This window comes from Pedobacter sp. WC2501, assembly GCF_052682415.1.
The window spans coordinates 907021-921231 of sequence record NZ_JBQZFI010000001.1; the positions used below are offsets into that span (position 1 = coordinate 907021).

The following is a 14211-nucleotide window of genomic DNA, read 5'->3' on the forward strand; positions in this document are numbered from 1 at the left end:
TTGTATTAAATATGTTTAAAAGAATACTTATTGCCGAAGATCAAGAAACACAGAATATTTCCCTGCAAAAAACATTGGCCGAAATGGGTGTCGAAAAACCCGAATATGTATATTATTGCGACGATGCACTTACGTGGATCAAAAATGCCGTTAGGGAAGAGCGACCTTATGATCTTTTAATCACCGACCTCTATTTCGAAGAAGATCATAACCTGCAAAAAATCGACGGAGGTGCCGAACTCATCAAAGCCGCAAAAGAGGCGCAACCCAATTTAAAAACCCTGGTATTTTCCGGAGAGAACAGGCCAGCAGTTATCGACATGTTATTTAAAGAAATGCATATTGATGGGTATGTGCGCAAAGCCCGTCGCGATGGGCAGTACTTACGCCTCGCCATATCTGCGATCCATAACCATAAAAAATATCTTTCGCCTGATTTAAAACAGGCCAGAAAAGAAAATAATTCTCACGATTTTACCGACCTCGATATTGCAATCATCTCTCAACTGGTTGATGGAATGCCACAAAAAAACATCCCATACTATCTACAGGAGAACAACATCAAACCCTCAGGCCTGAGCAGTATCGAAAAACGCCTTAACCTGATGAAAGAAGTACTTGGCTTCTCCAAAAATGAGCAGCTTATTGCCTATTGTAAAGACATCGGGATCATTTAATCATCCAACAGCATCTTTCCTCCAACCATGGGTCGATTAACTTCGTTTAGTCACTCACGCGGTTATCCTCCAACAAATTCGTCATTCTGAACTTGTTTCAGAATCTTTCAAGCTGCCATCTTACGCTGCGGTACTCTCCTTGTTTTTGTCTATGCGAAATTATGGTCAAAGAAATCTCGTTTAATGTGGTTAAGGGTTAAGGTTATCAACCAAATGAATTAATCTCGCTACGGTTTCCCGTAAGAAAAACAATCTCAATCGTTCTACTTTTGATCAAAACCCAAAAGTCAAATCAAATGGACCTTAAGCTTAAATTAGAACAACTTCATCAACGGGTGGTAGGATTAAAAGATCAGATCAATACCGAAGAGGCTACGAAAAATGCATTTGTAATGCCATTTATTCAAATTCTAGGTTACGATATTTTTAACCCTACAGAGGTTATACCCGAGCACATTTGCGATATCGGCACTAAAAAAGGCGAAAAGGTAGATTACGTGATTCGCAAAAACAATGAGCCCATCCTCATTTTCGAATGTAAACATTGGAAAGAAAGTGCCGATGCACATAACTCTCAATTGCACCGCTATTACCATGTTTCTAAAGCACGTTTTGGTGTATTAACCAACGGTACTATTTATAACTTTTACGCCGATTTGGAAAAACCGAATATTATGGATGAAAAACCTTTCTTAACAATCGATATTGAAGACCTGAAAGATAATGCGATTAAAATCCTCGAAAGCTTTACCAAAAACGAATACAATTTAGAAACGATTCTTGATTCGGCCGAAGGTTTAAAATACATCAAAGCCATCAGAAAGGAATTTGAAAAAGAAATCGACACCCCTTCTGATGAAATGGTAAAATTACTGGTGAACCGATTTTTTGATAAACCTTTAACGGCAAACCGGATGATCGCCTTTAAAGAATATACCAAAAAGGCCCTGGCCATTTCCATTAACGAATCGATCAGCGATCGTTTGAAATCTGCCTTGAACATCAATGAGAAAATAGAGAAAAAGGAGGAGGACAAAGCAATTCTTGTTATAGAAGATCCTGATACATCAAAAATCGTAACCACGGAAAAAGAGTTGGAAGCCTTCCAGATTGTAAAAGCCATTTTACGCGAGAAGATACCTTCGGCACGGATTGCAGCCCGCGATACCCAATCTTACTTTGGCGTATTACTAGATGACAATAACCGGAAACCCATCTGCAGGTTTCACTTTAATACCGCGAATAAATACATCGAAACTTTTCAGAATGGTAAAGATGCCGGTGAGAAAAAACAGTTGTTTAACCTTGATGAACTTTACGATTACAGGGCTCAATTGCATCAAACTTTAGAAAATTATTAATTGTCGCTCATCAATCAAAAATGCAGGGATTGCTCCACCGTTTGTATTGGGAGCAGGCAGGGCAATCTCTCATTTTTAAACGTATAAAATCCTTCTCTATTTGCCATCAGGAGCGGAGTCGAAGGATCTTTTATAACGATTAACAACTGCAACTTCTTTATTTTAACCATATAAGAAATATAAGATCATTTAAGTTTACGAAACCCTCACCGCTCATCGTCCTTTCAACCGAAGTGGATAAATCTGATAGAAAAGAAATTTATAAATTTTGCTTTACGGTTTCCCTTTGGGAAAAGGTTTCTTGACACGATAGTTTTATAGTCTAAAAATAATTTAAGATGAAAAAGTATTATGTAAACAAAAATGCCCAAAGTAACGGCGATCATGAAGTTCATGATGAAAATTGTACTTACCTACCTTCCAGTGATAACAGAAAGTATTTGGGCGAATTTTCTTCATGTAAAGGTGCGGTAACAGAAGCGAAAAAAACTTACAGCAAATCAAACGGTTGCAGAACATGTTCTATAGACTGCCACACCACTTAAAACTGATATAGCTGCTTCTTTAGTTTTTATACCCCCCGTAAAAACACACAATCAACTGAAAATCAATATGTAAATTTTCTTAAATACTTTGTTTTTTTACGGTTTTCCGTAAGGTTTGGGGTTTAGGCTTGTATACTTTTGAAGTATAAACTTAAAAACAAACTTATCATGGAATATAAAGTAGTGCCATTCACCGCAACACTGAATCAAAAAAATGAAACTACAGCTGCGGTTGCTATTCAATTAGAAAATCTAATCAAGCAATTTACTAATCAAGGTTGGGAATATATCAGATTGGAAAGTGTTTCAACCTATGTGCAGCCTGATCCAGGTTGTTTTGGATTAGGTGCCAAACCTGGTTATTTAGCTTCTTATCAAATGGTTGTTTTCAGCAAAGGAGTATTATGAAAATAATTTTACTCTCTATCATAAGAATATACTGGGCAGTATTCCCTAAAGATAAAAGGCGTAAATGCATTTTCAAATTGAGCTGCTCTAAGCATGTTTATCAGGTTACCAAAAAAGAAGGCCTGCTCGAAGGATTTAATGCATTAAAGTATCGATATAAAAACTGTAGAAATGGGTATCATATTTTCGAAAATCATATCGACGGGAGTAAGATGATGATATTACCCAATGATCAATTGCTTCAAGAAAATGAGATTGCAGTTAGATTTTACTCCTGCAGCTAAGATTTAGTCTCTAACATTAATTGAATTCCTATACTTTTTCATCAATGAAACCATTCCTGATTGTTTGCTCAATCTGCTGTTTTGTAGCAATATTGAAGTTGCCCATTGAATTTTATACCTTTTTAAGAACCATTGTTTCATTGGGAGCGGGATTGCTCATTTACAGTTGGATCAAACAAAAGAACTATTCCTTTGCAATTGTTTTCGTGCTTGTGTTGATTCTTTTTAATCCTCTGTTTCCCATTTACCTGCATCGGAAAAGCATCTGGATTCCACTTGATATCATCACCGGACTATTGTTTTTAATTATTGCCTTTTTTAAGAAAAGTGAGCCTGTAAAACAAGAAGAAAAAGCCACTGAAATTTTACCCGTTCAAAAAACATACTCCAGAGACCGGATTGTTTCGGTGAAAGGAGAAATACAATAATCACATCATAAATCACCTCAAAACTTAATGTTATGATTGCCCAGATAGAAGAATTTTTTAACCCAAAAACAGCCGATCCGTCTCAGGATGAAAATGTGGAGATCAAGGAGCCGGCTACCGAACAAGAGGAGGAAGTAAGAAAAAGAACTTACCACGAAGCAGGCTTTAGGGACGGATCGCGAAACAGTGGTAGCCCACTGGCGCTTTCGATATGTTTGAACGCCATTTACGCCAGATTTCAAAATGAAGAAAAAGAACTGGTAGAAAAGCAGCAACTGGCGAAAGAGCCTTACATCAACGAGCAGAAAACCAAAGAAACCGAAATCAAAACACTGGTAATCAGCAAGGAAAGTAAAGAACAGCAGATTAACAAGGTAGAAACCGATATCAGGGCGGTAAAAGATAATATCGAAGAGCTAAAATTCGAAATCAACGACCTGCCCCGGAATCCTGAAAAATACCACATCAGTGCATCAAAAGGTGCTTCAAGTAAGTTCTGGATCGGTTTAATCATCCTTATGCCTTTAAGCCTGTATTTATTTACTTTTTATATTTCTACCTCTTATTCTGCCTTTTTTAAACCCTTTGATGCCAATAGCACCATCATTATGAATGTGCTCGATTCTAAAGCTTTTGAAAAGGCCTGGCACGATGGTTCACTCGAAGGTGCTTTTGTAACCTTTATCCCTTTTGTGTTTTTAGGACTGGGTTATTTAATCCACATGTTCGGAGAGGTTAAAAGCATTGGGAATTACATTAAAATTGGTCTGTTGTTGCTTACTACCTTTGTTTTCGATGCCATTCTGGCTTACCAGATAGAGGAAAAGATTTACGAGCTAACTAAAACATTTGATACACCTGAATTTAATATCCCTATTGCCTTTGGCAAAATCCAGTTCTGGGGAATCATTTTTGCCGGTTTTGTGGTGTACCTTATCTGGGGAGTAGTATTCGATTTTATCATGAAAGAACACCGGGAGAAAGACAAAATCAAACACGAACAACTGCGGAGAAAAAAAGATATCCAGATCCATCAGGATAGGATAAGCGATATTGAAATCCAGAAAGCAAAATTGATAGAAGAACTTAACGACATTAAGAAAAGTTCGCTGGAGGCACAGGGACGTATTATTACATTACAACGGATAATCGATGCCGTAATTATTCCCACCAAGGAGTATGTGCTTTATGCTTCCGAGTATATGAAAGGCTGGATTACGTTCGTGAGTGAAAAGCTCCATATTTCAATGCACGAAAAAATTGTTCTTCAAACTGAATGTATTGCCTGTTACAACGAAAACCTTAAAAACGTAGGGGCAAGCGAAGATTCGCAAAATTCTATTTACGTCACTACTTTATAACCCGCAGCATCATGAAGTCAACATTACTAAACATATTACTGCCGCTCTTAATTACAACTGCTTTTGCAAAAGAGGGTCAAGCCCAGCAAGCAAAACACAACCTTAACATCAGCTTTTTATTGGATTTATCTGATCGGATCGATCCTAAAAAGAATCCCGGGATTTACCAACGCGATCTTCAATATATAAATTCAGTACAAAAAGCATTTATTAACCATGTAAGAGGAAAAAAGATGCTCCTGTTAAAAGACCAGATGCAGGTTTTCTTTAATCCCCTGCCCAATATCCCCAATATTAATCAGCTTAGTGAACAGCTAAAAGTCGATTTTAACCCCAAAACCAGTAAAAAGGATTTCCTGAACATTGATAAGGTTTATACCAATAATCCTGCTAAAATTTACCAGAGTGCTATTAAAGACCATAATTATGTGGGCTCAGATATCTGGAGGTTTTTTAAAAGCAATGTGCAGCTGTATTGCATTAAACCAGAACATCGGAATATTTTAGTAATACTAACTGATGGCTATATGTACCATAAAGCCAGTATCATGCAGATAGGAGGCAAAAGTTCTTATATCACCCCAGAATTTCTCCGTTCGAAAAAGCTCAACTCTGCCGGTTACCAAAGCATTATGAAGAAAAATAACCTTGGTTTCATTGCTTTCCCTTATAATTTAAAAGAGCTCGAAATTATTGTTTTGGGCATTAATCCATCAGTTAATAACCCTTACGAAGAAGATGTCATTAAACAATATTGGACAGATTGGTTTAAAGCGATGAAAGTGAAGAAATTTGATTTACTAACAAATGATTTGCCGGCTGCGTTGGACCCTGTTATACAGCAGATTATTAAATAGATAAAAATTATAACTATTATTAAATATCCATTCATTTTCTTAAATCATCCCCTCATCATGAAAACCCTCTCCTTATTAATCTTTTTCGTTATCAACATCACTTGTAAAGAAAACACAACCGTGTACATTTGCAACAGTCCCGGTGCTAAAAAATACCATTATAACAGCAACTGCCGTGGATTAGGTAATTGCACTTATCGGGTAGTTTCAATTGAAATAGAAAAAGCCAAAAAAGACGGAAAAACATTATGCAAGTGGGAAAAGTAAGTGTATTGGTTTTATTATTATTAACACTGCAAAGCTGTTTCATCCAGCCAGGCGAGAGCAAACCTTTAAACAATTCTCACCTTTCCTTTACCGCCAAAGTGATCCGCATTATGGATGGCGATACTATGGAAGCATTATACCAAAACCAGCCCATTAAAATCCGTTTGGCCCATATTGATTGCCCCGAGAAACGTGGCCACCAGCCTTTCGGGAATAAAGCCAAACAAGCCCTGTCTGATTTATGCTTCGGACAGCTGGTAACGGTGCAAGGCCAAAAATACGATCGCTATAAAAGGTTAATTGCTGTAGTGATTAACAGCAAAAAACAGGTGGTGAACCAGGAAATGATTAAACAGGGCATGGCCTGGCACTATAAAAAATATTCGAATGATCCGCTTTATGCTCAATTGGAGATAAACGCAAGGAAAAATAAAATAGGTTTATGGCAGGAAGCAGATGCAGTAGCCCCATGGGAGTGGCGGGAAAAAAGGCATGCTTTAGCTCAATAATTAATGCCTCTTTTTTACTAAAAACATTATAAGCTATAATTAAAATACTAACTTATAAGTATTGCTATGCTCAAAAACCAGACCTGGATTCAAAAAAACATCCCTTTTTTAAATAAACAATTATCAAATAAATCTCTTAATATGAACTGTTTTATTACTTGGCGAATCCTACTCCGTAGAAAAGGTGAAGCCATTTACAGAACCACACAACACTCGCTCACTATAGGCTTTGTAGATGTACTGCATAGGGTACCGCCGACTTTTAAAGATTTTATGGCAATTGGAAGGTTTAAATAAAAATAAGCAGCCAATACGAATTGTAATCAATACGGCAACCGATACACCTAGGTAGATTCATGATTTTAAGAATTTCTATAATACTAATGGTAGCTATCATATTTTTATCAGTTCGGTAAGGGATCACGATTTTTTTTGCCAAGAAGGGATTTTTTTGCTATTATGAGTATAAGCCATTCCGCTCATCACATTTTAGAAATACCATTGGGGAAAGTTACTAGAAAAGGCGCAAATTTTACAACAGCTTTAACTTGGTACCAAAATCAACTAGATAATTTAATCGAACATATACTACACAATAATCCATACAATATTAATTATGCCAAAACTGTTGCACGAAGTGATTAGGGATGTATTAATTGATGCCAAGAGAGCTTTAACCACATCAGAAATCGCAAAAATTATAGCTGAGCGCCAGCTATGGGAAAGACCTAGTGATGGGCAGTTTCCCGAATCTTCACAGATAGCAGCAAGGATCAAAAACTATAGTCTGCTGTTTGAAAGAAAGGATAATTTAATAGGGTTAAGGGTTAAGATAGATGACAAGAATATGAGGTTGTTTAGGTTAACCTATAATACTAATGATTGGGTAAAGCCCTCTGGACATAATTGGAAAGTGCAAAATCAAGGTAAGTCAGACGTGGCATACGAACTTCAGTTCGGTTTCGGTGGAGAAGAATGGTTATTAAATCCCAATTTTACATTAAAAGGCTATCAATACGGATACATTAGGGGTGTAGAAGATCTAACAGCCGATACGCGTTTAATTAATAAGGCATACCTATTTACAATAGAACGTACAACTTCTGAACGGTATTTGGTTGCCGAGCTAATACATTTAGAAATACTAAGAATTGGTGCGGCTTTTAATCAAGGCAAAAAGTTGTTCGATCAATACCACACACAGATGGTTAATGACTTAAAAAAGGTTGATGCCGATCTAAAAGGTTTTGGTAATAACTTTTATCCTAATGTAAGGTTTAAGCTTGAGGAAGCCAAGATATACTCAGAGCCTATTTCAGTACCAGGTTTAAAGGGAGATAAATATAATCGCTTTTTGCCTTATCATGTTGATAGCAATTTATTAAAGATTTTAACTGAAAGTTTACCCGAGGATAAATTTGTATTTAAACCAGGTATAGCGAAAAATACTGAAACTTTTACCCGTACACAGGAGGCAAAGGAAAGTACTGTATCCAGGTTACATACAGATATTACCAACGATCTCGTTAATCACCTAAGCCCAGAATATACTGTTTCAATGAAAAATTTATCTGTTGAGATATGTGAATTCGGATCCAATAAAGCAGATGTGGTTTTAAAGGAAAAAAATAATTCTTATACAATAATGGAAGTGAAGACTAGTTCTAATGCCCGAAAGAATATCCGCGAGGCTTTGGGCCAATTGCTGGATTATGCTTACTGGTATGACCATTTTTAAAATTAAGTCTTTAATCATTATAGCACCTAACTCCTTAACAGTTATCGAAAAAGAAGCCTTCGTTCGTTTAAAAGCCGCATTGAATGTTAACCTTCAATATTGGCAATATAGGAAAGGAGAAAAAGAAAAATTCTCTGTGATAAGGTAGATTAGTTGAGAGTTTAGCTTGCAGGCCTATAATTATTTTAAAATTACGCCAAGATAAAAACAGATTTCTCATATTAAAACCAAAAATAAAGTTCGCTATGACTTGTATTAAAATGACAATTAGCGAAGAAAATGCCAACATCACATGCAGGATAAATAAAACAATGTAATAGAACATATTATATCTCAGCTTGTTTTTACCTTATGGGCATAAAAGAATATCCTAAAGGGGAGGACTCCATAAAGGTTCCCCGCTTTGAAGAAGACGCAGGTTTCTATACCACCATCGAGCGGAGTAAAATAATGGCCAACATTAAGGGGAAAAACACCAAAGCCGAGGTGCTTCTTAGAAAAGCATTATGGGCTAATGGCATCCGCTTTCGAATCCACGTTAAAAACATGCCTGGAAAACCTGATATTGTTATCCGAAAATACCGCCTGGCGATATTCGTAGATGGGAGTTTCTGGCATGGTTTCCAATGGCAGAAAAAGAAACTTACAATAAAAAGTAATGCCAAATTCTGGATTCCAAAAATTGAAAGAAATATGCAACGCGATCGGATAAACCAAAAATCGTTAGAAGAAGCAGGATATACAGTAATGCGTTTTTGGGACCATGATATCAAAACTGATCTTAAGAAATGTTTAAATCAGGTTTTCCTTTATATTGAGTCTGCAAAAGATAGGCCGATACCAGAACTATCGTAAATTAAACTGGTACTTCGCTTGTAGGTTTGAAATACAAAGCCCGCAATAATTGGTTTTTAAAAGTAATCTATATCATCTATAATAATTTGTCACCAAAATGTTTGGTTATTTTACAGAAAGCAATAGTTTTGCGGCTCGTTTTTTGTAGAAAGAAAACGAATATCATGTAATTAAAAAAGGAAGTAACAATCCTTATAAAAGAAAAATTATGGACAAATTTAAAAAAGTACAAGACCTAATTGCTTCAGTTGAAGCAGACGTAACTAAATTTTATGATGGCGGTAACGCTGCAGCAGGTACACGTGTACGTAAAGCCATGCAAGACTTAAAAGTTTTAGCCCAAGAAATCAGAGCTGAAGTAACTGAGAAAAAAAATAGCGATAAATAATCTGTTATTGTATTGAAAAAAAGCCTGCGGACTCCGCGGGCTTTCTTGTTTATGCTTAAAAGGCTATTATTTAGTTACTATCAATACCTACGCTTTTTCGATTATGCCCTTTAGGTTTAACTTGGTGCTGTAAAATCTTAATTTAATCACAGGCAATCTTTGATTAAAATTATAAACTAATACAATGTGGAAAACCAATTTTATTAGTATTCTTGTGAAATCTTTAAAAGCAACTATATTTGTAACCATGTATAAGGTTGTGTAGTATGGTTATAAAAGATAAATACTCCTTAAAAGAAGTTTCTAACGTGCTCAATAAAAGTATGGAAACTTTGAGACGGTGGGATAGGGCTAAAAAATTGGTCGCTCACCGCGATCTTATGAGCAATTACCGATATTACTATTTAAGCCAACTGATACAATTCGAAGAATTTCAGGATATGACCAACTCTACAGCCCAAACGAAAAATACAATTATGCCTAAAGCAGATCATCAATATACCGTTCTCGAACTCTTTGCAGGCGCCGGTGGGTTGGCAATAGGACTGGAAAAAGCTGGACTTAAGTGTCTTGCCCTTAATGAACTCGATAAATATGCAGTTAAGACCCTTCAGGTAAACAGGCCGAAATGGAATGTTATTCCTGGCGACATCAGGGATATTTCTTTTACAGAATATCGTGACAAGGTAGACGTAGTAACCGGAGGCTTCCCATGCCAGGCATTTAGCTATGCGGGAAAAAGATTTGGTTTTGATGATGCCAGGGGAACATTGTTTTATGAATTTGCCAGAACGGTCCAGGAGACCAATCCAAAGATATGTATAGGTGAAAATGTTAAAGGGCTTCAAAACCATGATTCTGGAAGGACATTAAAAACAATGATTGCTATTTTGGACGAAATTGGTTACAGAGTGGTAGACCCAAAGGTGCTCCGCGCAATTTTCTATAATGTTCCCCAAAAACGTGAGCGGTTAATATTAGTAGGTATTAGAAAGGATATAGACATTGATTTTGAATACCCGCAAGCTAATAAGAAGGTTTATAACCTGAGAGATGCCCTGAAAGCAGGCTCGCTTTTCGATAGTGATGTTCCTGCAGATTCGCCGGGCACGAAATATCCAGCCTCTAAAAAAGCGGTGTTGGATCTTGTTCCTCCTGGAGGGTATTGGAGAGATCTGCCATTGGAAATCCAAAAGCAATATATGCAGAAAAGTTTTTTCCTGGGAGGTGGAAAGACAGGGATGGCCCGAAGAATAAGTTGGGACGAGCCATCGCTCACTTTAACCTGTAGCCCGGCACAAAAACAGACCGAGCGATGCCACCCAGATCATACCAGGCCTTTTACTGTACGGGAATATGCACGCATACAAACGTTTCCAGATGATTGGGAGTTTCAAGGCCCGGTTTCGGCACAATATAAACAGATCGGCAATGCTGTTCCGGTTAATCTTGCAGCTGCAATCGGGGGATCACTGGTAACCTTTTTAAATAAAGTATATGCTGAACAAGTTGCACAAATAGCTGAATTGGTTTAAACCTCGTCAGGGTCAGGAGTGATTATACTTGCATTTCGGTCGAAAATTTTATCAAGGGAGGCTTCCAGTGTTCTCTCTTGGTTTATCTCTGCAAAAGATTCCTTGATCAAATGGAAGGTACCGGTGTAACCAGAGAGAAAATCCCAAAAATCATCCTCTACCCAAGCTTCCAGCCCAGGAGTTAGGGGTTTGGCTCCAGCTTTGGTCTTATCCCAAAAATCACCATCATAGGGATTGTACGGGAATACTATCCTTCCCCGCGCTTGTCCGTCTGGTTTATTGGAATAATAATAAGCGTACCAATTCATTATCTGATCCAAAAATTTCTTGAAATCACCTACATTAGGTTGAACGGTTTTAGTGTCGAAAAACCAATCCACGCCATCTTTAAAAAGCCAAATATCTACTCCAGAGCCTGTAGGGGCCTTTGAGAATTCGGTTATTCGATTCACTAAAAATGGCTGGCAAACATTTTTGATCGCTTGATGGCTCGATTCGGCATTAAAACTATTGGTATAATTCTGGCGATCGTTGCGGATTAGGCCTAATGTGGCATCTAGAGATGCAGGCATAATTGTTGGCTTCTGTAGCTTTTGGTTAATAACGGTGAAACCATTTGCTTTCGCTATCTCTTTGGCCAACGGTTCCCATAATGTGGTTCCCATAGAAGTTTCCATACCGCCAACAATAGATCTAATTTTCCGCTCTTTAGGCATTAATAAATCTAGGATCTGAAAATTGCTTTTTTTCTTAAGGGTTCTGTCAGTAAAGTTAATAATGCTTTTAATCGTAGCAGTCTTAATAATTGTTTTGAGAGCGTCTTTTTCCATCTTGCAATTTATGCCTTTTTACAAATAAATACAGCATTAAGTTAAACTTAAAAACAAGTATAAAATTAATTACAATAGGTTTTAGCCCGAACGGAATTTAAAACCATTACTGGAGGATAACATATGCAATAGTCCAGGGTATGATAGCTGATCTACAATTAACTTGAATATTATTGGGAATGTTAAACAACTTTTAGTGTTGTTTTGCGCTAAAACTTACAGGTAAAAACCACATTCTCTACCAATTTCAGCCACTTCATGGGTTTGACCAACCGAATAACAGCATAGAAACATCTTCCTGCTAAAATTAGCGAAAGCACCTACAAATTTAAGGTAAAAGATGGCACCTTAAAGCCTGTAAAACTACCGGGCGGCGATCGTTTTTATCTGAAAGATCTGCTGGCTGCCTACCTGGAAAGCCAGCGAAAAGGCCGTACCTGATTACCCCTTCTTTACCTTTTGTTTACCCTTTCTTCGTACCAGGTTAACCCCAGGGTTACCCCACGGTTACCCTGGCTTTACCTTTTGGTTACCTAAAAGGTAAAGCCAGGGCCTTGTTTGGCCGAAGGGTTGCACTAGTTCTGGTTATGCTGCCCTTAATCTGGCTGCCACAAGCAGTCAGGTTCCTGCAATACGGGCCAGCTATAATGGCTCATTTTAGCTCATTATTTGTGTTAATTCGTCGCAAACTGGAAAGCACACAGTTAAAAACGAAGGCGCAACACATTACTAAAAGCAAAAAGCCGTGTTGAGCCATGATGGGCATAGGGCTGGTAGTGGCACTTGGCCTGGCTTACTGGCTAATGAGAAAATGGCGTTTCGCCTGAATGTTATAAATTCCTTGCCTAAATATCCAGGCAAGGAATTTATAATTTTTTACCGGTTTAAAACCAAGGTTGCTGGGTAGAGGTAACAGCAACGACTTATGCCCATTTTTAAAACTTACAATATTATGGTTTCGCATTATACAGGAATATTCTTTAAATCACTCCCTTAAACAAAAAAAGCCGCCCAATGGGCAGCTCAATTCATCTGATTGATAGTTTTATTTTGCTAAAACCATTGCATTTTGATCTGCTTCCATGATCGCTTCAGAAGCATAGGATTCAGATTTAAGACTGGCAAAACCAGTTAATTTTACATTTTTTATATTACTTGCAATCATTGTACTTTGGCCAGCAGTACCATTTAATTTTAATACCGCATCATCTTTAACAAGGGTATATAAACTGCCTGCTGTAGTTTTAATTTTTGCTGTAGCACTTTGGTTCAAAAATAACTGAAGGTATTTTACATCAAAATTATTGCTGGTTACCACCACCGATTGGCCATAAGCTTCAATTCTTTCCAAATCTTTTACGGTAATATTTAGCGTTACCTGGCTTGTTTCTAATGAATTGATAAATAAGGTTTTTCCATCAGTTGATACTGAGGTTTTTGCAGCGTCGTAGTTGCTTGCACCTTCTACATTTTGCTTGTCGCCTTGGGTTAATACGATTTTCACATTCCCGCTCACCCAGATCCGGTTGAATGTTGATAACGAAGAAGTTTTTGTTTCTTCTTTGACAGGCTCAGCGGCAAAAGTTGCCATGGCTGATGAAGTAAATACTACTGCTGTTAATGCTGCTGCGAATAAGGTTTTTGCTAGAGTTTTCATATCTTTTATATTTTAGGTTTTTGCTATTGTTTTGTTATTAAGACGCAGCTATACCTGAAACGTTGCAGCCAAAAAGCCTGTATTATACCAGCATCGGTAACCGCTAGACCAACGCCTGTAATTTCTAGACGAACTGTTCGTAACTTTCCATTACGACTTGCAGAAATCCACTATTTATTCTCATTACTTATCATTTTACAGTCTTTTTAAGAAAAATGCTAATGGTTATTTCAATTGTTTATAGCTCCTTGAACATGGAAAACAGCCCCTTTAGCCTAGATAAGTAAATTAAGTAATTGAATGATTTGGCAAACAGGTTGGCATAACAAATATGGAGGATGTGCATGTAGCCCAGGTTAAAATTATTGTTTGGGATAACGACCAGTTATAAGTAATTCGATCTGACTTTCTTTTGTTATTCCAAAGACCTGACTGTTAAAAGCTGGCCTCCAAATATCAGAAATGCTGTAATTAGCTTGCTGTATTAAGCATATTAGATATTTAAACCTAT

16 protein-coding genes are annotated in these 14211 nt (G+C 37.2%); 14 read left to right on the top strand and 2 right to left on the bottom strand.

The window, feature by feature from the left end; genetic code table 11:
* Positions 1 to 11 precede the first annotated feature (11 nt).
* From ACUN24_RS03920 to dcm, 14 genes are all read left to right on the top strand, one after another.
* Complete coding sequence (locus tag ACUN24_RS03920) at positions 12 to 677, top strand: response regulator (protein ID WP_445561341.1); 666 nt, start codon at positions 12 to 14, stop codon at positions 675 to 677.
* A gap of 296 nt (positions 678 to 973) precedes the next feature.
* Positions 974 to 2038 (top strand): type I restriction endonuclease, encoded by a 1065-nt coding sequence (locus ACUN24_RS03925; protein WP_445561342.1) that lies wholly within the window; start codon positions 974 to 976, stop codon positions 2036 to 2038.
* A 338-nt stretch (positions 2039 to 2376) separates the two neighbouring features.
* Entirely contained in the window at positions 2377 to 2583 is a 207-nt protein-coding gene (locus tag ACUN24_RS03930) for a hypothetical protein (protein WP_265819481.1), read from the top strand.
* Between the two features lie 168 nt (positions 2584 to 2751).
* Positions 2752 to 2991 carry a hypothetical protein gene (locus ACUN24_RS03935; protein ID WP_138819092.1) on the top strand — a complete coding sequence of 80 codons (240 nt, stop codon included), beginning with the start codon at positions 2752 to 2754 and terminating at the stop codon, positions 2989 to 2991.
* Positions 2988 to 3275 (top strand): membrane protein insertion efficiency factor YidD, encoded by a 288-nt coding sequence (yidD, locus tag ACUN24_RS03940; RefSeq protein ID WP_445561343.1) that lies wholly within the window; start codon positions 2988 to 2990, stop codon positions 3273 to 3275. The genes ACUN24_RS03935 and yidD overlap by 4 nt, the downstream gene beginning before the upstream one ends.
* A 44-nt stretch (positions 3276 to 3319) precedes the next feature.
* Positions 3320 to 3703 (top strand): DUF6804 family protein, encoded by a 384-nt coding sequence (locus tag ACUN24_RS03945; RefSeq protein WP_445561344.1) that lies wholly within the window; start codon positions 3320 to 3322, stop codon positions 3701 to 3703.
* A 32-nt stretch (positions 3704 to 3735) separates the two neighbouring features.
* Positions 3736 to 5064 (top strand): hypothetical protein, encoded by a 1329-nt coding sequence (locus ACUN24_RS03950; RefSeq protein ID WP_445561345.1) that lies wholly within the window; start codon positions 3736 to 3738, stop codon positions 5062 to 5064.
* A gap of 11 nt (positions 5065 to 5075) precedes the next feature.
* Entirely contained in the window at positions 5076 to 5921 is an 846-nt protein-coding gene (locus tag ACUN24_RS03955; RefSeq protein ID WP_445561346.1) for a hypothetical protein, read from the top strand.
* A 57-nt stretch (positions 5922 to 5978) separates the two neighbouring features.
* The gene (locus ACUN24_RS03960; protein WP_445561347.1) at positions 5979 to 6188 is read left to right on the top strand and encodes a hypothetical protein; all 210 of its coding nucleotides are present in this window, start codon (positions 5979 to 5981) and stop codon (positions 6186 to 6188) included.
* Positions 6170 to 6697, top strand: a complete 528-nt coding sequence (locus ACUN24_RS03965; protein WP_445561348.1) for a thermonuclease family protein — start codon at positions 6170 to 6172, stop codon at positions 6695 to 6697. Before ACUN24_RS03960 ends, ACUN24_RS03965 begins: the two co-directional genes overlap by 19 nt.
* A gap of 616 nt (positions 6698 to 7313) precedes the next feature.
* Complete coding sequence (locus tag ACUN24_RS03970; RefSeq protein ID WP_445561349.1) at positions 7314 to 8435, top strand: hypothetical protein; 1122 nt, start codon at positions 7314 to 7316, stop codon at positions 8433 to 8435.
* A 351-nt stretch (positions 8436 to 8786) separates the two neighbouring features.
* Positions 8787 to 9290, top strand: a complete 504-nt coding sequence (locus ACUN24_RS03975; RefSeq protein ID WP_445561350.1) for a very short patch repair endonuclease — start codon at positions 8787 to 8789, stop codon at positions 9288 to 9290.
* A 208-nt stretch (positions 9291 to 9498) separates the two neighbouring features.
* Positions 9499 to 9678: a histone H1 gene (locus ACUN24_RS03980; RefSeq protein WP_445561351.1), complete on the top strand. Its 180-nt coding sequence runs from the start codon at positions 9499 to 9501 to the stop codon at positions 9676 to 9678.
* A 266-nt stretch (positions 9679 to 9944) separates the two neighbouring features.
* Positions 9945 to 11213 carry a DNA (cytosine-5-)-methyltransferase gene (gene dcm / locus ACUN24_RS03985; protein ID WP_445561352.1) on the top strand — a complete coding sequence of 423 codons (1269 nt, stop codon included), beginning with the start codon at positions 9945 to 9947 and terminating at the stop codon, positions 11211 to 11213.
* Here dcm and ACUN24_RS03990 read toward each other — a convergent pair.
* Positions 11210 to 12043 carry a TdeIII family type II restriction endonuclease gene (locus tag ACUN24_RS03990; RefSeq protein WP_445561353.1) on the bottom strand — a complete coding sequence of 278 codons (834 nt, stop codon included), beginning with the start codon at positions 12041 to 12043 and terminating at the stop codon, positions 11210 to 11212. The genes dcm and ACUN24_RS03990 overlap by 4 nt on opposite strands.
* A 1045-nt stretch (positions 12044 to 13088) precedes the next feature.
* Positions 13089 to 13700 carry a GIN domain-containing protein gene (locus ACUN24_RS03995; RefSeq protein WP_445561354.1) on the bottom strand — a complete coding sequence of 204 codons (612 nt, stop codon included), beginning with the start codon at positions 13698 to 13700 and terminating at the stop codon, positions 13089 to 13091.
* Positions 13701 to 14211 lie beyond the last annotated feature (511 nt).